The sequence below is a fragment of the Sphingomonas sorbitolis genome (assembly GCF_036663875.1).
GTDB lineage: Bacteria > Pseudomonadota > Alphaproteobacteria > Sphingomonadales > Sphingomonadaceae > Sphingomonas.
On record NZ_JAXOJS010000001.1, the window covers coordinates 1,061,129 to 1,079,535 of the forward strand.

Annotated in this window: 19 protein-coding genes and 1 tRNA gene; 8 read left to right on the forward strand and 12 right to left on the reverse strand. The window is 65.7% G+C overall.

The window, feature by feature from the left end; all coding sequences use genetic code 11:
- Position 1 precedes the first annotated feature (1 nt).
- On the reverse strand, positions 2-1,228 hold the full coding sequence (locus tag U1763_RS04460; protein ID WP_332754256.1) for a pyridoxal-dependent decarboxylase, exosortase A system-associated: 1,227 nt from the start codon (positions 1,226-1,228) through the stop codon (positions 2-4).
- Positions 1,225-2,865: an acyl-CoA ligase (AMP-forming), exosortase A system-associated gene (locus U1763_RS04465; protein ID WP_332754257.1), complete on the reverse strand. Its 1,641-nt coding sequence runs from the start codon at positions 2,863-2,865 to the stop codon at positions 1,225-1,227. The genes U1763_RS04460 and U1763_RS04465 overlap by 4 nt, the downstream gene beginning before the upstream one ends.
- A 93-nt stretch (positions 2,866-2,958) precedes the next feature.
- Here U1763_RS04465 and U1763_RS04470 point away from each other — a divergent pair, with 93 nt between their 5' ends.
- The 3 genes from U1763_RS04470 to U1763_RS04480 are packed head-to-tail and all read left to right on the forward strand — an operon-like array spanning position 2,959 to position 4,702.
- The gene (locus tag U1763_RS04470; protein ID WP_132740135.1) at positions 2,959-3,237 is read left to right on the forward strand and encodes an acyl carrier protein; all 279 of its coding nucleotides are present in this window, start codon (positions 2,959-2,961) and stop codon (positions 3,235-3,237) included.
- Positions 3,238-3,266: 29 nt separating this feature from the next.
- Positions 3,267-3,938, forward strand: a complete 672-nt coding sequence (locus U1763_RS04475; RefSeq protein ID WP_332754258.1) for an alpha/beta hydrolase family protein — start codon at positions 3,267-3,269, stop codon at positions 3,936-3,938.
- Entirely contained in the window at positions 3,926-4,702 is a 777-nt protein-coding gene (locus tag U1763_RS04480) for a hydrolase 1, exosortase A system-associated (protein WP_332754259.1), read from the forward strand. The genes U1763_RS04475 and U1763_RS04480 overlap by 13 nt, the downstream gene beginning before the upstream one ends.
- 115 nt (positions 4,703-4,817) lie before the next feature.
- Here the strand turns inward: U1763_RS04480 and trxB are convergent, their stop codons facing one another.
- Positions 4,818-5,786, reverse strand: coding sequence for a thioredoxin-disulfide reductase (gene trxB / locus U1763_RS04485; RefSeq protein WP_060524565.1), 969 nt, complete (start codon positions 5,784-5,786; stop codon positions 4,818-4,820).
- A 126-nt stretch (positions 5,787-5,912) separates the two neighbouring features.
- On the opposite strand from trxB, the gene U1763_RS04490 reads away from it, so the two are divergent.
- From U1763_RS04490 to fdhD, 3 genes are read left to right on the forward strand one after another with little or no spacing between them, the layout of a single operon-like run.
- Positions 5,913-8,201 (forward strand): FdhF/YdeP family oxidoreductase, encoded by a 2,289-nt coding sequence (locus tag U1763_RS04490; protein WP_332754260.1) that lies wholly within the window; start codon positions 5,913-5,915, stop codon positions 8,199-8,201.
- A complete protein-coding gene (mobA, locus tag U1763_RS04495; RefSeq protein WP_332754261.1) occupies positions 8,108-8,713 on the forward strand; it encodes a molybdenum cofactor guanylyltransferase in 606 nt (201 codons plus the stop codon). Before U1763_RS04490 ends, mobA begins: the two co-directional genes overlap by 94 nt.
- Positions 8,710-9,519, forward strand: coding sequence for a formate dehydrogenase accessory sulfurtransferase FdhD (gene fdhD / locus U1763_RS04500; RefSeq protein ID WP_332754262.1), 810 nt, complete (start codon positions 8,710-8,712; stop codon positions 9,517-9,519). Before mobA ends, fdhD begins: the two co-directional genes overlap by 4 nt.
- Here fdhD and U1763_RS04505 read toward each other — a convergent pair.
- The 4 genes from U1763_RS04505 to U1763_RS04520 form a co-directional block, all read right to left on the reverse strand.
- Positions 9,498-9,574 (reverse strand) — tRNA-Met (locus tag U1763_RS04505). The two genes, fdhD and U1763_RS04505, sit on opposite strands and share 22 nt — an antisense overlap.
- Before the next feature lie 66 nt (positions 9,575-9,640).
- Positions 9,641-10,156: a 2'-5' RNA ligase family protein gene (locus tag U1763_RS04510; protein ID WP_332754263.1), complete on the reverse strand. Its 516-nt coding sequence runs from the start codon at positions 10,154-10,156 to the stop codon at positions 9,641-9,643.
- A 2-nt stretch (positions 10,157-10,158) separates the two neighbouring features.
- Positions 10,159-12,057: a potassium transporter Kup gene (locus U1763_RS04515; RefSeq protein ID WP_443026884.1), complete on the reverse strand. Its 1,899-nt coding sequence runs from the start codon at positions 12,055-12,057 to the stop codon at positions 10,159-10,161.
- Between the two features lie 263 nt (positions 12,058-12,320).
- Positions 12,321-12,761, reverse strand: a complete 441-nt coding sequence (locus U1763_RS04520; protein WP_332754264.1) for an Lrp/AsnC family transcriptional regulator — start codon at positions 12,759-12,761, stop codon at positions 12,321-12,323.
- A 127-nt stretch (positions 12,762-12,888) separates the two neighbouring features.
- Between U1763_RS04520 and ald the strand changes: the two genes are divergently transcribed.
- On the forward strand, positions 12,889-13,995 hold the full coding sequence (ald, locus tag U1763_RS04525) for an alanine dehydrogenase (protein ID WP_332754265.1): 1,107 nt from the start codon (positions 12,889-12,891) through the stop codon (positions 13,993-13,995).
- A gap of 51 nt (positions 13,996-14,046) precedes the next feature.
- Positions 14,047-14,265, forward strand: a complete 219-nt coding sequence (locus tag U1763_RS04530; RefSeq protein ID WP_056058060.1) for a DUF3072 domain-containing protein — start codon at positions 14,047-14,049, stop codon at positions 14,263-14,265.
- Between the two features lie 43 nt (positions 14,266-14,308).
- Here the strand turns inward: U1763_RS04530 and U1763_RS04535 are convergent, their stop codons facing one another.
- The 5 genes from U1763_RS04535 to ccmE form a co-directional block, all read right to left on the reverse strand.
- Positions 14,309-14,953 (reverse strand): tetratricopeptide repeat protein, encoded by a 645-nt coding sequence (locus U1763_RS04535; protein ID WP_332754266.1) that lies wholly within the window; start codon positions 14,951-14,953, stop codon positions 14,309-14,311.
- Positions 14,953-15,348 (reverse strand): cytochrome c-type biogenesis protein, encoded by a 396-nt coding sequence (locus U1763_RS04540; RefSeq protein ID WP_332754414.1) that lies wholly within the window; start codon positions 15,346-15,348, stop codon positions 14,953-14,955. Before U1763_RS04540 ends, U1763_RS04535 begins: the two co-directional genes overlap by 1 nt.
- A 122-nt stretch (positions 15,349-15,470) precedes the next feature.
- Positions 15,471-15,998 carry a DsbE family thiol:disulfide interchange protein gene (locus U1763_RS04545; protein ID WP_332754267.1) on the reverse strand — a complete coding sequence of 176 codons (528 nt, stop codon included), beginning with the start codon at positions 15,996-15,998 and terminating at the stop codon, positions 15,471-15,473.
- Complete coding sequence (locus tag U1763_RS04550; RefSeq protein WP_332754268.1) at positions 15,995-17,908, reverse strand: heme lyase CcmF/NrfE family subunit; 1,914 nt, start codon at positions 17,906-17,908, stop codon at positions 15,995-15,997. The genes U1763_RS04545 and U1763_RS04550 overlap by 4 nt, the downstream gene beginning before the upstream one ends.
- Positions 17,905-18,351: a cytochrome c maturation protein CcmE gene (gene ccmE, locus U1763_RS04555; RefSeq protein ID WP_332754269.1), complete on the reverse strand. Its 447-nt coding sequence runs from the start codon at positions 18,349-18,351 to the stop codon at positions 17,905-17,907. Before ccmE ends, U1763_RS04550 begins: the two co-directional genes overlap by 4 nt.
- Between the last annotated feature and the right edge of the window lie 56 nt (positions 18,352-18,407).

The following is an 18,407-nucleotide window of genomic DNA, read 5'->3' on the forward strand; positions in this document are numbered from 1 at the left end:
GTTATGGACCAGTAACGATCTCGATGGCCGGTGGATGCCCGAGGAACGCGACAGGACTGGCGCTGGCGCCATAGGCACCGGCCATGAAGATCGCGACCAGATCGCCGACCTCGGCGCGGGGAAGAGCGATCTTGTCGCCGAGGCGGTCGAGCGGGGTGCAGAGCGGGCCGACGACGGAGACGGTTTCGGTCGGGGCCTCGCCCATCCGCGCGGTGGCCGCGATCGGGTAATTGCGGCGGACGACGGTCCCGAAATTGCCGCTGGCGGCAAGTTGGTGGTTGAGCCCGCCATCGACGATGACAAAGGTCTCACCCTGGCTCTGCTTCACGTCGACGACGCGGGTGAGATAGACGCCCGCTTCGGCGACGAGCCAGCGGCCGAGTTCGATCGCGAACCGGGTTCCGTCGAGGATCGCCGGGCGCGATGCGAGCGTTTCGGCCAGCGCCTCGCCGATGCGCTCGACATCGAGTGCCACGTCGCCCGCGAAATACGGCACGCCGAAGCCACCGCCCAGATTGACGAGCGGTGGTGCGACGCCGACCTCATCCGCCAAGCGCGCGGCGAGCGCGATCGTCGCGGCCTGCGTCTCGACGATCGCAGCCGGATCGAGCGCCTGGCTGCCGGCGTAGATGTGGAAGCCACGCCAGTCCGCGCCGGCATCGACGATCGCCTTCACCAAAGCCGCGGCCCGCACCGCATCGACCCCGAAAGGCGACGCTCGTCCTCCCATCCGCATCCCCGACCCGCGCAGTTCGATATCGGGGTTCACGCGCACCGCCATCCGCGGCGTCCGCCCGAGCCGATCGCCGATCGCGAATGCCCGTGCTGCCTCGCCCTCCGATTCGACGTTGAGCGTCGCGCCGGTGGTAATCGCAGCCGAGAGCTCGTCATCGCGCTTGCCGGGGCCGGCAAAGCTGATCGACGCGGCGGGTTTGACGGCCAGCGCCTTGGCGAGTTCGCCAGACGAGGCGACGTCGAGCCCATCGACCAGCGGGGCGATCGCGATCAGCAGGTCGGCGTGTGGGTTCGCCTTGATCGCATAATGCAGGTCGATCGCCGGCATCGCCGCGCGGAACCGGGCGATTCGGGCGGCGACTATGCCCATGTCGTAGACGAACAGCGGCGTGTCGCCCGCCTGCGCCGCCCACTCGTTCGCCGTCCGCCCGCCGATCTTCAGAAGACCATCTTGCTGCGCGAACTCCCGAGGAAGGGCACCCATAGGTTTCACGACGTACGCTCCTCCGTGTTTCCCCGCGAAGGCGGGGACCCAGTCTGGGCACCCGCCTTCGCGGGTGAACAATTCCGGACCTCCGACGCGATGGCAGACCTGTCCAGCTTCCCATTGGCATTGCGCGGTAGTTCATCCCGCCAGAGATACAGACCCGGCTGCATGAAACTCGGCAACGCGGTCCGCAGTCGCGTGCGCAAACCCGCCTCCCCAGCCGCATCGCCCGCCAGCATTACCGCGATCGCCTGCCCCAACCGCTCGTCCGCCACGCCGACCGCAACCGCCTCGCGCGCCTCGCCGCCGGCCAGAACCGCCTCCTCGACCTCGAGCGGACTGATCCGGTTCCCCGCGCTCTTGATCATCTCGTCATCGCGCCCGACGAACCGAAGCAAGCCGTCCTCGCCCTCGACCACGGTATCCCCCGACCACACCGCCATGCCCTCGCTGTCCGGAGCAGGGCGAAACCGCTGCGCCGTGCGCTCAGGATCCTGCCAATAGCCGTGTGCGACCAACGGCCCCGAATGCACCAGCTCCCCCGCCTCCCCCGGCGCCGCACGCGTGCCGTCGGGCTTCACCACCAAGACTTCAGCAAACGGAATCGCCCGGCCCATCGCATCCGGCTTCGAATCGATCAGCGCAGGATCGAGATAGGTCGACCGAAATGCCTCGGTCAGCCCGTACATCGCGTACACGTCGGCAGCCGGAAAGCGTTCGCGTAGACCGCGGACCAGCCGGGGCGTCAATGCGCCGCCCGAGTTGGTCAGCCGCTTCAACCCCGCTGCGGTCTCCGCCGGCCACTCCGCTTCGAGCAATTGCACCCACAGCGGCGGCACCCCGGCGAGCGTTGTCGCCTCGACCCGCTCGACCGCCTTCACGACGTCGCGCGCGACCAGATAGTCGAGCGGTGCCACCGACGCGCCTGCGATCCAGGTCGAGAAGAGCTGGTTCTGGCCATAGTCGAACGACAGCGGGAGCACGCCAAGCACGCGGTCGTGCGGTTCCAGCTTCAGAAAATGCGCGACCGAGACCGCGCCAAGCCACAGGTTGGCATGGCTGAGCATCACACCCTTCGGCCGGCCGGTGGACCCCGACGTGTAGAGAATCGCGGCGAGGCTGTCGGGATCGGCATCGGACGGCCCCATCCTTTCACCGTTCCCCCGCGAGAGTGGGGCCACAGGAATCACGGGCGTTGCGCTTTGTAACCCTGGCCTCCCGCCTTCGCGGGGGAACGGAAGAAGGTCGATCTCTTCTACGACAACACACCCGTCCGGAACATCGTCACTCTCCAGCGTCCCGGCGCGCGACCCCTGAGTCACCAGCAACCGAGCGCCACTATCGCCCAGAATATGCGCGACCTGCGCCCGCCGCAGCAACGGATTGACCGGCACATGCACCAGCGCAGCGCGCGCCGCCGCCAGCGGCATCAGGCAGGCAGTGCGCGTCTTCGGCAACCACGTCGCTACCCGATCGCCCGCCGCAAGACCCCTGCCCGCAAGCCACCCAGCCAACTCGGCCACGCGTGTCTCGAGCTCGGCAAAGGTCATCGTCCCGGCCTTGTCGATCAGCGCCACGTCCTGCGCGGCACCGCGCAAGGCGACATGGTCGATAGGGTACGGAATGGGGTCGAGCGCGATCATCCACCCCTAATAGCGCCAAGCCCCCGAAGCGCGAACCCGTTGCCGAATTCCCCCCCACACGCTAGCGCACCCCGGTTCGTAACGGTTCAGGCGATGCTCGTGATCTTCGAAGGTACTTCCCAAGTCGAAACGACGGTACGCGCCGTCCTCGCCGACATCCTCGGCCTCAGCGCCGACCGTGTCGCCACATTCACCGCCGACACCCCGCTGTTCGGTGCGCTGCCCGAACTCGATTCGATGGCGGTGGCCAGCGTGCTGACCGAGCTCGAGGACCGGCTCGGCATCCTAATCGAGGACGATGAGATCGACGGCGAGATGCTCGAAACGTTCGGCGCACTCGTGCAGTTCGCCGCGGGCAAGGCGCTGGTCTGAATCTAATAGGGGGTCTAGCCTCCAGCAGGATGACCAGCCTCCGCTTCGACACCTACGACTGGCCCGGCGGCCGCGAAGCGATGCTGCGGTTCGGGCCCGATACCGGCCCGATCGTCATCGCCGCGCTCCCCCTGTTCGAGGAGGCGAACCGGACGCGACAGTTCACCTGCACCATCCTGCGCACGCTCGCGGATCACGGCATCGGCTGCCTGCTGCCCGACTTCCCCGGCTCCGGCGAAAGTGTCGTTGCGACCCTTGATGCGAAGCTGTCCGAGCAGCGCCGAGCCTATCGCGCGCTAACACAACAGCTTGGCGTCCATAGCTATGCTCTTTCGATAAGAAGCGGCGCGCTAATCGATACCGACGCCGATCTTGCCGGCCGCTGGCACCTCGCCCCCCACACCGGCTCCGACCTCGTCCGCGACCTCGAACGCGCGCGCGCCGCAGCGAGTAAATCCTATCGGGAGGGCGAGTACGCCGGCAACCGCCTATCCCCCGAGATGCTTGCCGAACTGCAAGATGCCTTGCCGTTTGAGGGCGGACGACACCGGATCGTACGCCTGGACACCGATCCCCGCGCGGCCGATGCGACCTACGCCGGCGCACCGCTCTGGCGTCGCTCCGAACCAGGCAACGATATCGCGCTCGCACAGCAACTTGTAGTCGATATCTCGCACTGGATCGCATCATGCGAAGGTTGATCGGGTTCGCTTGCGAGGGCGAATCGCTCGCTGCTACGCTGGACGAAGCCCCCGGCACCACCGGACTTCTCATAGTATCCGGCGGCAACGAAATCCGCAGCGGCGCACACCGCGGGATGGCGATGCTAGCCCAAAGCCTGGCCGCAACCGGCACGCCCGTGTTCCGCTACGACCGCCGCGGTGTCGGTGATTCGACCGGGGACAACGGCGGCTTCCTGAGCGCCGAGCCCGACCTGATTGAAGCCGTTACCGCGTTCCGAGCGCAAGCCCCGCGCATCGCCCGCCTGATAGGCTTCGGCAATTGCGACGCCGCCAGTACGCTCGCGCTGTTCGGACGATCTGCGGGGATCGACCGGGTCGTGCTCGCCAACCCCTGGGTGATCGAACCGTTCGACGACCTGCCCCCCAACGCCGCGATCCGCGCCCGCTATGCCGAGCGATTGCGCGATCCCCGATCCTGGTATCGGATGATCCGGGGGGAGATCGATCTGCGCAAACTGGTGAACGGCGTCAGGAAACTCTCGCGCCCGAAGCTGGCAGACGGGGACGCGCTGGCGGCGCGGGTTTGCGGTGCGATCGACGATTGGGGCGACCGGGCCGTCGTTTTTCTCGCGGCGCGCGATGCCACGGCGCTGGCGTTTGCTGCGCGGTATCGTGGCGGGGCGCGGGTGACGCGGTTCGACACGGCGTCGCACAGCTTTGCCGGGGTCGAAAATGCCGCCGCGCTGTACGGCAAGATCGTCACGGAGATCGCCGGACAATAGCAATTTCGTCATCCTGACAAACGTCAGGATCCAGGGTTACAGGCGATTGCGCCCTTGGCTCTGGGTCCTGACTTTCGTCAGGATGACGGGGGAGGACAACAGGGGCGCGCGAACTTTATTCAGCGGCTTCGGCAAGCTCCGCAAACTCGGCCGCCGCCAGGAAGCGCTCGGCGTCCAGCGCCGCCATGCAGCCCGTGCCCGCCGCGGTCACCGCCTGCCGATACACCTTGTCCGCCACGTCGCCGCACGCGAACACACCCTCGACGCTGGTCCGCGTCGATCCGGTCTCGACCGAGATGTACCCGTCCGAATCGAGGTCGAGATGCCCGCGGAACAGCTCGGTTGCCGGGTGATGGCCGATCGCCACGAACCCGCCATCGACCGCGAGCCGCGAGCGCTCGCCCGTCACGGTGTCCTCAAGCTCCAGCGCGACCAGGCCCGCGTTTCCGCCGCCGTCGACGAACTCGCGGACCTCCTTGTTCCAGAGCACCGTCACGCCCTTGTGCGCGAACAGGCGCTCCTGGAGGATCTTCTCCGATCGCAGCGAATCGCGGCGGTGGATCAGTGTCACGTCGGGCGAATGGTTGGTTAGGTACAGCGCCTCCTCGACCGCGGTGTTGCCGCCGCCAATCACGGCGACCTTCTTGCCGCGGTAGAAGAACCCGTCGCAGGTCGCACACGCGCTGACGCCCTTGCCCTTCATCGGCTCCTCGCTGTCGATGCCGAGCCACTTCGCCTGCGCGCCGGTCGCGATGACCAGCGTGTCGCCCTCATAAACGTCGCCGCTGTCGCCGATCAGGCGGAATGGGCGGCTGGTGAGGTCGACCTGGACGATCGTGTCCCACATCATCCGCGTGCCGACATGCTCGGCCTGCGCCTGCATCTGCTCCATCAGCCACGGGCCCTGGATGACGTCCTTGAAGCCGGGGTAGTTCTCGACGTCGGTGGTCGTAGTCAGCTGGCCGCCGGGCTGGATACCCTGCACGACGATCGGCGCCATGCCGGCACGCGCGCCATAGATCGCGGCAGAGAGCCCGGCAGGCCCCGAGCCGAGGATGAGCATGCGGGTGGTATGGGTCGTCATCATTGTTCCTTGGAGATTCGAGACTGCATCTAGGGGATGCGCGCAAGGATTTGAACCGCCGGTAAATCTGTCGCGCCTGCATCGAAAGCTTTGCCGCTTCGTTGGAGGTCAAAAGCGGAGATGAGCATGAGCGACGACCGGACCGTAGAGATCGAAGACTACACGGCACCAGCAGGCGGCTGGGGCTCGATGAAGTCGCTGGTCGAGATTTCCGCGCGCGAGAAGGTCGGGCCGGAGGTGATTCGCGAACTCGCGCGCCAGAACAAGCCGGATGGCTTTGCGTGCGTGAGCTGTGCTTGGGGCAAACCCGCGCATCCGCATGTCGCCGAGTTCTGCGAGAACGGCGCGAAGGCAACGGCATGGGAGCTGACCTCGTTCCGCGTCACGCCGGCGTTTTTCGAGCAGCATACGGTCAGCGAACTGATCGGCTGGAAGGATTATGATCTCGAACAGGCCGGACGCTTAACGCACCCACTCAAGTACGATGCGACGACCGACAAATACGCGGCGTGCAGCTGGGACGAGGCGTTTGCAGGCATCGGCGCCAAGCTGAAGACCTATGATCCGACCAAGGTCATCTTCTACGCCTCGGGCCGCGCCAGCCTCGAGACGTCGTACATGTATAGCCTGCTCGCGCGGATGTATGGCAGCCAGAACCTGCCCGACAGCTCGAACATGTGCCACGAGACGACCTCGGTCGGCCTCAAGTCGGCGATCGGTTCGGCGGTCGGCACGATTCACCTGTCGGACTATGAGAAGTGCGACGCGATCTTCTACTTCGGGCAGAACCCCGGGGTGAACAGCCCGCGGTTCCTGCATCCGCTGCGCGATTGCGCGAAGCGCGGTGTCGAGATCGTCGTGTTCAACCCGCTCAAGGAGCGCGGGCTGGAGAAATTCCAGGACCCGCAGAACACGATCGAGATGGTGACCGGCAAGTCGACCCCGATCGCCTCGCAATATCACCAGCTCAAGACCGGCGGCGACGTCGGCGCGATCATGGGGATGTGCAAATACCTGATCGAGGCCGACGATAACGCCAAGCGGATCAACGGCCTGCCCGTCCTCGACCATGCGTTTCTCGCCGAACACACGACCGGATTCGAGGCGTTCGCCGATGTCGCACGCGCGACCGAATGGTCGACGATCGAGCATGAAAGCGGCCTGCCCCGTACCGAAATCGAGGCAGCGGCAAAGGTCTATGCCAAGTCGAAGGCAGTCATCGCGGTGTACGGCATGGGCCTGACCCAGCATGTCGGCGGGATCGACAACGTCCACATGGTCGTCAATCTGATGCTGCTCCGCGGCAACATCGGCAAGCCCGGCGCGGGCATGGGCCCGGTTCGTGGCCACTCGAACGTGCAGGGCCAGCGCACCGTTGGCATCACCGAGAAGCCTGAACTCGCGCCGCTCGACAAACTCGCGGAGCAATACGGGTTCGAGCCGCCGCGCGCCAAGGGCTGGGATACGGTCGAGGCGTGCGAGGCGGTGCTCGACGGCAGCGCGCAGGCGTTCGTTGGGCTTGGTGGTAATTTCGTGCGCGCGATTCCCGATCATGCGCGGATGGAGCCGAAGTGGCGCGCGCTCGACCTGACGGTGCATATCGCGACCAAGCTCAACCGATCGCACCTGCTGCCCGGTGAAACGTCGTATTTGCTTCCCTGCCTAGGCCGGATCGAGACCGACATGCAGGGCACCGGCCCGCAGAGCGTGTCGATCGAGGATTCGTTCAGCCAGATCTACGGCTCGAAAGGCAAGGCAACGCCGGCGTCCGAGACGTTGCTGTCCGAGCCGGCAATCGTCGCGGGGATCGCCAAGGCGACGCTTGCGCCCAATCCGAAGCTAGATTGGGATGCATGGGTACGCGATTATGCGCGGGTACGCGATGCGATCGAGGTGACGTATCCGGACCTGTTCAAGAACTTCAACGATCAGATGTTCACGCCCGGCGGCTTCTGGAAGGGCGTGCCCGCAGCGCATCGCGAGTGGAAGACGAAGAGCGGCAAGGCGGAGATCAACGTTCCGCAGGCGCTGAACGTCACCGGGTTCGAGGAGGCGGAGGGCCGCTTCCGCCTCATGACGCTGCGGTCGAACGACCAGTTTAACACCACGGTCTATGGCTATCATGACCGTTTCCGCGGCGTGAAGGGCACGCGCGACATCGTGTTCATGAACCGCAGCGACATGATCCGGATGGGGATCACCGATGGCGACGACGTCGATCTGGTGGGCGATGCCGGCGGCAATTCGGACCGTCGCCTGAACAAGCTCCGCGTGGTCGAATATTCGATCCCCGAGGGTTGCCTGGGTGCATATTACCCAGAGTGCAACCTGCTCATGCCGGTTGCTCACCATGCCCGCGAAAGCCATGTGCCCGCCGCGAAATCGGTGCCGGTGCGAATCGAGAAGACGCGCTGACCGAAGCGCATGTTCTTGGTGTCGTCCTGGCGGGCGGGCGATCGTCGCGGTTCGGGTCGGACAAGGCGCGCGCGATGTTCGACGGTCGCGCGCTCGCCGAACATGCGCGGGAACTGCTGTTGCATCATGTCGAGCAGGCGGTGATCGTCGGGCCGGACGGCGCGATACCCGACCTGCCCTGCCCCGGGCTTGGTCCGCTCGGCGGTATCGCCGGCGCGCTCCAATACGCCAAGGGGCTCGGGTTCACGTCGATCCTGACGATCGCCTGCGACATGCCGCGGCTGCCGCGCGGGCTGCTCGACGCACTGTTGCGACGGGCGCCCGCCTATTGCCCCGAAGCGCCCGTGCTAGGCCATTGGGAAACCGCGTCGACCACCGCGCTGATCGCGCATATTGCGGCATCGCAGAGACGGTCGGTGTGTGGCTGGGCCGAGGCGATCGGCGCGCTGCCGATCCCGGCTGGCGGACCGATCGTCAACATCAACACCCCGGAAGACCTCGCCCTCCTATGATTTCACGGACATTGCCGATCAAGATCCTGCGCCCCGATTCGATCACTGCGGGCGAGCGTGCGATCGCGATCGAGGTACCGGTCGCGATCGAGATCGACGGGCTCGGCTATGCGGTGATGATGATGACCCCGGCCAACTTGGCCGAGTTCACCACCGGCTTCCTGATGACCGAGCGGCTTGCCGACAGCGCCGAAGACGTACGCGACATCGATGTCTTCGAGGCGGAGGCGGGGTGGATCGTCCGCGTCGGGCTGTCCGAGCGCTGCAAGGGCCGCATTTACGACCGCGTCCGCCATCGCACCAGCGATACGAGCTGTGGGCTCTGCGGAATCTCCGGGCTCGAGCAACTGCGCAAACCGGTGCCCAGAACGCCGCCAAGGCCCGCCACGCCCGTCTCCGCGCTGTTTGCCGCCTTGGCCGGGTTGCGCGCCCATCAGCCGCTCAACGCCGCTACAGGGGCAATTCACGCGGCCGCAGCCTGTGACCGCTTAGGAGCGGTTATCGCGGCCTATGAGGACGTCGGTCGGCACAACGCGCTCGACAAGCTCGTCGGTCGGCTGGCGATCGCCGCGCAGCCGGTCGACGGCTTCATCCTGGTCACGTCGCGGATCAGCTTCGAGATGGTCGACAAGGCGCTGATCGCCGGCGCGCCGATGCTGGTGGGTATCTCCGCCCCGACCAGCCTGGCGATCGACCACGCCCGCGAACATGGGCTGACATTGCTAGCGCTCGCCCGCAGCGACGCGATCCTGGTGGTCAACGACCCGTGGAATGTCTTTGAAAATGGTAGCGAAGGAGGGACTTGAACCCCCGACCCCAGGATTATGATTCCCGTGCTCTAACCAACTGAGCTACTTCGCCGTACCGTCCGTCAGGGAAGCATTCTTCCCTGCGAGGCGCGGCCTATAGGAAGCGGATTCGAGGCGGTCAAGCGAACATGTGCCGGGAAATCGCTTCCCATGGTCCGCCACGATACCACCACGCGCCCAGACCTGCGATTTCGACGTCCTTCGGAACGAAATCGCGTTGCAGGTTGCCGAGCAGGAGCTTGGCTACCTGCGGGCTGACCTTATTCTGGATCGTGACGTGCGGACGCCAGCCGCCAGCGTCCTGCGGCGTCAGCATCCCGGTGAACGCGTCAGCGAGGCGCTCCCGGATGCCGACGAGCTCGGGGGACTCGATCCGGTAGGCGACACCGCGACCAAGCGACATCAGGCCGCCGACGCGCGCCTGCGGGGAGCGAATGCCGCGCGTTTCTTGGTTCAGGCGGTGCTTGAGCTCGTCGAGCCCCGAGGGCGGCAGATGGTGGAACAGCGTCAGATGCGCATCGAGCTGGTTGCGCTCGGGCGGGAAATGTTCGCGGCGCATCGCGTCGAAAAACGCGGTGTCCTGGCGACCGAACAAGGCGGTGACGATGATCGGGGCTGGAAGCGTATCCGTCACGATCAGATCTCGATCTGGCTGCCGAGCTCGACCACGCGATTGGTCGGCAGGCGGAAGAACTCCATCGCGCTTTCCGCATTGCGGAGCATCCACGCGAACAGTTTTTCGCGCCAGATCATCATGCCGGGCTTGTCCGACGCGAGCAGCGTCTGGCGCGACAGGAAGAAGCTGGTGTCCATCATCTTGAAGTCCGCACCGCAATTATGGACCTGCCGCAGCGCCGCAGGCACGTCGGCATCCTCCATGAAGCCATAGCGCAGCACGAGCCGGTGGAAGCCGCTGCCAAGCTCCTCGCGCACCGCACGGTCGTTGGCCGGCCAGTAAGGCTGGCTAACGATCTTGACGGTAAGCAGGATCACGCGCTCGTGCAGCACCTTATTGTGCTTGAGGTTGTGGAGCAGCGCGTGCGGCACGCCGTCCGCGGTGGAGGTCATGAACACCGCGGTCCCTGGCACGCGCGACGCCGAGCTGGCGGCCGAGCCGATGAACACCTTGATCGGCATCGCGGCCTCATGCATCCGGTCGATCATCAACTGCCGCCCCTTCGACCAGGTCGTCAGGAAGGTGAAGATGATGAACCCGACCAGCAGCGGGAACCACCCGCCGGCGGGCACCTTGGTCAGGTTGGCCGCGAAATAGGCGCCATCGACCGTGAAGAAGATCGCCAGCAGCGGGATCGCCGCGATCTTCGGCCAGTTCCACAGGCGGAACAGCACCACCCCTAGCAGACACGTGTCGATGAACATCGCGCCCGTCACCGCGATGCCGTAAGCGCTCGTCAGGTTCGACGAGGTGCGGAAGAACAGCACGAGCAAGATCACCATCACCATCAGCGCGCCGTTGACGAGCGGGATGTAGATCTGGCCGGCAGTGGAGGCGCTGGTGTGCTCGATGCGCAGGCGCGGGATGAAGCCTAGCTGGATTGCCTGCTGCGTCACCGAGAACGCGCCGGAGATGACCGCCTGCGAGGCGATCACCGCGGCCATCGTCGCGAGGATGACGAGCGGGAGCTGGAGGCTTTCGGGCGCGAGGTTGTAGAACGGGCTGACCAGCGCCTCGCGACCATCGCGGAACAGCAGCGCGCCCTGCCCCATGTAATTGAGGATCAGGGCCGGGAGCACGAAGAACAGCCAGGACAGGCCAATCGGCTTGCGGCCGAAATGCCCCATGTCCGCGTACAACGCCTCGGCGCCGGTGACCGCGAGCACGACCGAGCCGAGTGCGAGGAACGCGCGCTCGGGGTCGATCAGAAAGAACTCGACCGCGTAGTGCGGCGACAGCGCCCAGAGCACGCCGGGAGTCTGAACGATGCTGAGGATACCGAGCACCGCAATGACGCTGAAATACACTAGCATGATCGGCCCGAACACGAGGCCGATCCGCGCGGTGCCGCTCTTCTGCACCCAGAACAGCCCGATCAGGATGACGATCACGATCGGCAGCACGAGGCCGCCAAAAGCGGGCGCGGCGACGGCGAGGCCCTCGACCGCGGACAGCACCGAGACGGCGGGCGTGATCATGCTGTCGCCATAGAACAGCGCCGTCGCGAACACGCCGAGCAGGATGATGCCCTTGCTCCAGCGCTTCGTCTTGGTCTTGCCCGAGACCAAAGCGAGCAGTGCGAGACTGCCACCTTCGCCCTTGTTGTCCGCGCGCATGATGATGATGACGTACTTGACCGTCACGACGATCATCATCGACCAGAACATCAGGCTGATGACGCCCATGATGTGTGCCGCGTCGAGCGCGAGCTTGTGGTGGCCGGCGAAGGTCTCGCGGAAGGCGTAGAGCGGGCTGGTGCCGATATCGCCGAAGACGATGCCGATCGCACCGAAGGCGAGCTTCAGCATGCCGTCGGAGTTGTGATGCCCCGTCTCGAGATCGAGATTGGCGGGTGGCACGGTCGAAGCCGCGGCGGTCTGGTCGACGCTCACTGGACGGTGAATCGGCCCGGAAGTGCAGCAATACTCATCGAATTTCCGATTTCACCCTGTGCCCCAAGCGCGCGCATTTAGCATGCGGGCCGGAAGGCGGCAACGGCGAGGCTGGCAACGTGGATTAACTGGGGCTGATCGGACCGGCGCCGTTCTCCGGCGAACGGAGGAGAATAGGGTTACGGACGCCGTCGTTCTTGGCCCTGGATTCCTGCGTTCGCAGGAAAACGCTAGCGCCTGATCACCTCGCGGATGACGAAATGCGACGCCACCCGCGTCACCCCCGGCAGTTGCGACAGCGTCTCGCGGTGGATGCGTTCGAACGTCTCGCCGTGACGGATTTCCACGTGAAGCATGTAATCCGCCTCGCCGCTCATCAGGAAGCATTGCACGACTTGCGGGCAGTCGACGATCTCCGCCTCGAACGCCGCCATCGTCTCCTTGCGCTGATCCCGGAGCGTGACGTTGACGAGGACGATGCTTGGGTCGCCTCGTGCTGCGCGGGACAGGACGGCACGATAGCCGACGATCGCCCCGCTTTCTCGCAACTGCGCCACGCGGCGGTGGGCGGCGCTCGCTGACAAACCAACCGCGTCGCCAAGCTCGGCGCTGGTCAGGTCGGAATTGGCGGCGAGCAGGTCCAGAATCCTGCGTTCGATCGTGGCGCTCAAGATTCTCTCGTTTTGACAGCGAAGGATGCAATAAACTTGCAGATACGGTATCGCACCGAGACCAGTTTGCGAACCCTTCCCGTCCAAGGCGCGCTACTATGGCGCAAACGATAATGGAGTGGAATCAATGCGCGTCGGTGTCCCCAAGGAAATCAAGAACCACGAATATCGCGTCGGCCTGACCCCGCCGTCAGTCGCCGAACTGGTCGCCGCCGGTCACGAGGTCGTCGTCGAGACGCAGGCCGGATCGGGCATCGATTTCGAGGACCAGGACTATGTCGACGCGGGCGCGACGATCCTGCCGACGGCCGCCGCCGTGTTCGCCGGTGCCGACATGATCGTGAAGGTCAAGGAGCCGCAGCCGAGCGAGATCGCGATGCTCGAGCCGCGCCACCTGCTGTTCACCTATCTCCACCTTGCTGCCGACAAGCCGCAGGCCGAGGGGCTGATGAAGTCCGGCGCGACCTGCATCGCGTACGAGACCGTCACCGACAACCGCCGCGGGCTGCCGTTGCTCAAGCCGATGTCGGAAGTCGCGGGCCGCATGTCAGTGCAGGTCGGCGCGCATTACCTCGAGAAGGAGCAGGGCGGACGTGGCGTTTTGCTCGGCGGCGTTCCCGGTGTGGCGCCGGCGAAGGTCGCGATTCTCGGTGGCGGCGTCTCGGGCGTCAACGCCGCGCAGATGGCGGTCGGCATGCGCGCCGACGTGACGATCTACGACATCTCGAACGATCGCCTTGCCGAACTCGACATGTTCTTCTCCAGCCAGATCAAGACCGCCTACGCCTCGAAGGCGGCGATCGCGGCGGCGGTGAAGAACGCGCATCTGGTAATCGGTGCGGTGCTGGTACCGGGAGCGGCGGCGCCCAAGCTCGTCACGCGCGAAATGCTGAAGACGATGAAGCGCGGCTCGGTGCTGGTCGACATCGCGATCGACCAGGGCGGGTGCTTCGAGACGTCGCACGCGACGACTCATGAGGACCCCGTGTTCGAAGTCGACGGCGTGATCCATTATTGCGTCGCCAACATGCCAGGCGCCGTAGCGCGCACTTCGGCGTTCGCACTGAACAATGCGACGCTGCCGTTCGCACTTAAGCTCGCGAATCTTGGCGCCGAGGCCGCGATGAAGGCCGACCCGCATCTCGCCAACGGGCTAAACGTCTACAAGGGCAAGATCGCGTACAAGGCGGTCGCCGATGATCTAAGTTTACCTTACGAAGCTTGGGCGGGCTGACTCGGGAACGGATACGGAACACGGGTGTTGGACAGGGGAAAGGAATTTCCAATGTCCGACACCCCGAACCCCAAGTCCGAACCATTCTCGAACGCCGAGAAGGACCCGGACGACTGGACAACCGGCGACGAGAAGATGACCGGTGCGCAGGCAAGCTACCTCAAGACGCTGTCCGAGGAAGCGCATGAGGAATTCGACGAGACGCTGACCAAGGCGGATGCGTCGAAGAAGATCGACGAATTGCAGTCCAAGACCGGCCGCGGGCAATAAGCCCATTATCCCGTCATCTTGGGTCAAACCCAAGGTGACGGGATTATTTTTGCCCTGCGTTCGGCGTATCCTGCATAGCCAGAAACCGATCCAGCAATGCCAGTCGAGTAGCGATCTCGCCTCGGTATGAGATGTTGGCCGGCGTCAACGCCAACGCCCTTGCCCAATATGGCCGAACCGTCGCAAACTCTCCCGCCCGCACATACGCTAGCCCCAGAAAGAACGGCGGAGCGGGATGCCTCGGCGCTAACCGCATAGCCTGCTGAAAGGCGAACAACGCGGGGGGCGAGACCTGATTGGCATCATACGCCGCCAGCGCGTTGGCGAGCCCCGTCCACATTACCACGCTCTTCGGGGCGATCCTGAGCCCTCCGAGCAACACCTGCACCGCCGCGCGACGGTCACCGATCCGGGTCATCGCGTCCGCGGCAACCAGGTACGCTGCCGCGCCGGTATACCGCTCGAGCATCTGGTCGCGCAGTTCGAGCATCGCGCTGTCGTCCGGCGTTGCTGCAAGCCCGGTCGACACTTCATGGCCGGCAAGCCCTGGCTGCCCCTGCCACGCATACCCCGCCGCACCGAGCATCAGCGCCGCCGCGACCATTGTCCAAAGAACCCGGTTAACCTTCAACGCCGCGAGCAGCCCAAACGCCACCACCCCGATCGCCGCCAGCCACACATATCCCATCAGCGCACCCTCCCCCGAAAGCTCGACCGCGCAATCCACGCACCAATTACCAGCAGCAGAACAGGCGCGAACCACAACGGCCATGTTAGCCCCGACAAGGGAGGATCATACGTCACGTAGTCGCCGTAGCGCGCGATCAGCCAGTCGCGGATCGACGCCGGCTTCTCCCCCCGCTCGATCCGCTCGCGGACGAGCGCGCGCATGTCTGCGGCCATATCGGCATCGCTGTCTGCGATTGACTGACCTTGGCATACGAGGCAGCGCAGAGTTTCCATGAGCGCGCGGGCGGAGGCTTCCTTGGCCGGGTCGGTGAGTTGCACGTTGGCGTATTGCGCTGGTGGAGTGACCGGCTGGGCGAAGGCCGGCGAGATGCAGAGCAACAGCGCGGCAAGTATCTCCCCTCCCGCTCGCGGGAGGGGTCGGGGGAGGGCATGACGCGAACGCGCGCTCGGTTGGCAGGGAGAATCCCCTCCCCTAACCCCTCCCGCAAGCGTGAGGGGAACTGCGTTGCGCCCGCTCACCGCGCATCCTTCACGGCTTGCACGATCTCCGCCACATTCTCAGGCCGGATGTCGCCGATGATCTGCTTCACGACGATCCCGCGGCCGTCGATCACGAACGTCTCCGGCACGCCCGACGAGCCCAGCGCCAACTGAACCTGGCTCGTCCGATCGCTGCCGATACGCTCGTACGGATCGCCGTTTCGGCGGAGGAACCCGGCGATCGCGGGCGCGGTATCCCGGATCGCGATCGCGTCGATCGGCATGCCCATCGCCTTCAACCGCATCAGTTGCGGGGCCTCGGCAATGCACGGAATGCACCAGCTCGCGAACACGTTGAGCAACCGCGGCTTGCCCTCGCGGAACGACGCGCTGCTCAAGCCCGGCTTGCCGGGGACCATCGCCGGCAATGCGAAATCGGGGAGCCGCTTGCCGACCATCGCCGATCGCACCACCTTCTCGGCCGGCCGGAACAGCCCGCTCGCCACCACCGCGAACAGCAGCGCGAAGATCGCCAGCGGCGCCCAGAGTGCGAACCGCTTCATGCCCATTGCTCCCGCCTCGCGGTCCGTCGCTCGCGGAGCACCCGACCAAACAGCGACAGGATCCCGCCGAGCGCGATCAGCACGCCGCCGAACCAGATCAACGTCACGAACGGCTTCCACCAGAGGCGAAGCTGCCAGCGCCCCTGCCCGTCCGGCTGGCCGAGCACGGTATAGAGCTGGCCGTCGAGCACCGTCAGGATGGCGGATTCATTCGTGCTCGTCGGCGGGTTGGCGAAGAAGCGGAGTTGTGGGCGCAGGATGCTCTCGCTGCCGCCGCGCGTCGCGGTCAGCCGCGCTTCCAGTGCCGACCAATTCTCCCCGATCACCGGCGAGATGCCGTCGAGTGTCACGGTATAAGGTCCGACCCGTGCCGGCTCGCCCGCACGGACCGCGGCCAGCGTTTCCTTGGTAAACGCGCTATCCGACGCCATCCCGGCCAAGCTGACAGCGATGCCGAGATGCGCGAGGACCATGCCGTAGGTGAACAGCGGCGTGCGCTTGAGATTGCGCTTCCACAACGGCGCGACGCTGGCGACGGCGAGCCCTGCGGCGAGCGACAGCCCGGCCCAAGGCAGCACGCCCGGCCAGACGAACAGCAGCGCGAGCGCCGCCACCAGCGTCGCGCCGATCGGCAGCATCACGCGGCGGAGCACCGCCTTCGCATCGTCACGGCGCCAGCGCAGTAGCGGCCCGACTGCCATCACCGCGACCAGCAGCAACGCGATCGGCCCCGCCGCCTTGTTGAAGAACGGCGGCCCCACCGACAGCTGCACGCCGAAGCTCGCCGCGACGATCGGGTAGAGCGTGCCGATCAGGACGATCCCGAGGATCACCGACAACAGCAGGTTGTTCGCGACCAGCCCGCCTTCGCGGCTGACCGGATCGAAGGTCGTGCCCGCGCGAACGGTGCCGATCCGCGCTGCGAACAGCGCCAGCGCTCCGCCGATGTAGATCGCGAGCAACGCGAGGATGAACGCGCCGCGCTCCGGATCGACCGCGAACGCGTGGACGCTGGTCAGGATGCCCGAGCGCACCAGAAAGGTGCCGATCATCGACATCGAGAATGCGACGACCGCCAGCATGATCGTCCAGGCTCGCAGGCCGTCGCGCGTCGCGAGCACGGTCACCGAATGGAGCAGTGCGGTGGCGGCGAGCCACGGCATCAGCGAGGCGTTCTCGACCGGGTCCCAGAACCACCAGCCGCCCCAGCCGAGCTCGTAATACGCCCAGTACGAGCCCGCGGTGATGCCGAGCGTCAGGAATATCCACGCGACCAGAACCCAGGGGCGCATCGCTTTCGCAAACGCCGGCCCGACGTCGCGGGTGACCAGCGCGCCGACCGCGAACGAGAACGCGACCGAGAGGCCGACATAGCCGGTGTAGAGCGTCGGCGGGTGGAACGCCAACCCAGGGTCCTGCAACAGCGGGTTGAGCCCGAGGCCATCGGCCGCTGCGGGATTGAGCCGCGCGAACGGGTTCGAGGAGAACAGCAGGAACGCGTAGAATCCGAGTGCGATCGTCGCCTGCGCACCGAGCGTCGCGGTCAGCGTGCGTTCGGGCAACGAGCGTTCGAAGATCGCCACAGCACCGCCGGCGAGTCCGAGGATCGTCACCCAGAGCAGCATCGAGCCCTCGTGGTTTCCCCAGGCGCCAGCGAACTTGTAGAGCCACGGCTTGGCGGAATGACTGTTCTCGACGACCAGCTTCACCGACATGTCGGAGTCGAGAAAGAGTTCGATCAGCAGCGCCATCGCGAGGAGGGCCAACAGCCCTTGAACAATCGCCACCGGGCGCACCGCTGCCGCAACGTCCTCACGATCGCGCGCGATACCAATCGTCGCCATCACCAGCTGTAACGCCGCCAGCGCGCCAGCGAACCAGAGCGCGGCAAGGCCCGCTTCGGCGATCACGGCTTTGCGTCCGGTTCGAGCGTCTTGGTCTCGTGCATCTTGCCGGCCATCTCCGGCGGCATGTACTTTTCGTCGTGCTTGGCGAGCAGGTTCGACGCGACGAAGCTGCCATTGGGCTGGAACTGGCCTTCGGCGACGACGCCCGATTTCTCGCGGAACAGGTCGGGGACGATCCCTGCGAAGACGACCGGGGTGGTCGCCTGCCCATCGGTGACGACGAAGTGCACGGTGATGCCGTCTGCCGCGCGCTTGACCGAACCGCCCTCGACCATTCCACCGAGCCGCACTGCGCGCCCAAGCGGGAGACCGTCGCGTCGGACGTCGGACGGCGCATAGAAGAACGAGGCCTGGTCCTTCAGCGCCGACAGCGCGAGGAGCCCGGCGACGACGACCGCGCCGAGCGCCAGCAGGGCCAGCGTCAGGCGTTGATGTTTGGCCTTCACTTTTCGGCCTTCCGCATCGCGAGGTAGCTCAGCAGAGCGATGGCTGCGCCGCCGCC

What these genes read in the sequence shown, in the direction of transcription:
- U1763_RS04530 (WP_056058060.1), top strand. Translation starts at nt 14,047, where the DNA reads ATGTCCGACACCCCGAACCCCAAGTCCGAACCATTCTCGAACGCCGAG.
- U1763_RS04465 (WP_332754257.1), bottom strand. Translation starts at nt 2,865, where the DNA reads ATGATCGCGCTCGACCCCATTCCGTACCCTATCGACCATGTCGCCTTG.
- U1763_RS04480 (WP_332754259.1), top strand. Translation starts at nt 3,926, where the DNA reads ATGCGAAGGTTGATCGGGTTCGCTTGCGAGGGCGAATCGCTCGCTGCT.
- U1763_RS04475 (WP_332754258.1), top strand. Translation starts at nt 3,267, where the DNA reads ATGACCAGCCTCCGCTTCGACACCTACGACTGGCCCGGCGGCCGCGAA.
- ald (WP_332754265.1), top strand. Translation starts at nt 12,889, where the DNA reads ATGCGCGTCGGTGTCCCCAAGGAAATCAAGAACCACGAATATCGCGTC.
- fdhD (WP_332754262.1), top strand. Translation starts at nt 8,710, where the DNA reads ATGATTTCACGGACATTGCCGATCAAGATCCTGCGCCCCGATTCGATC.
- U1763_RS04535 (WP_332754266.1), bottom strand. Translation starts at nt 14,953, where the DNA reads ATGGGATATGTGTGGCTGGCGGCGATCGGGGTGGTGGCGTTTGGGCTG.
- U1763_RS04490 (WP_332754260.1), top strand. Translation starts at nt 5,913, where the DNA reads ATGAGCGACGACCGGACCGTAGAGATCGAAGACTACACGGCACCAGCA.
- U1763_RS04470 (WP_132740135.1), top strand. Translation starts at nt 2,959, where the DNA reads ATGCTCGTGATCTTCGAAGGTACTTCCCAAGTCGAAACGACGGTACGC.
- trxB (WP_060524565.1), bottom strand. Translation starts at nt 5,786, where the DNA reads ATGACGACCCATACCACCCGCATGCTCATCCTCGGCTCGGGGCCTGCC.
- U1763_RS04545 (WP_332754267.1), bottom strand. Translation starts at nt 15,998, where the DNA reads ATGAAGCGGTTCGCACTCTGGGCGCCGCTGGCGATCTTCGCGCTGCTG.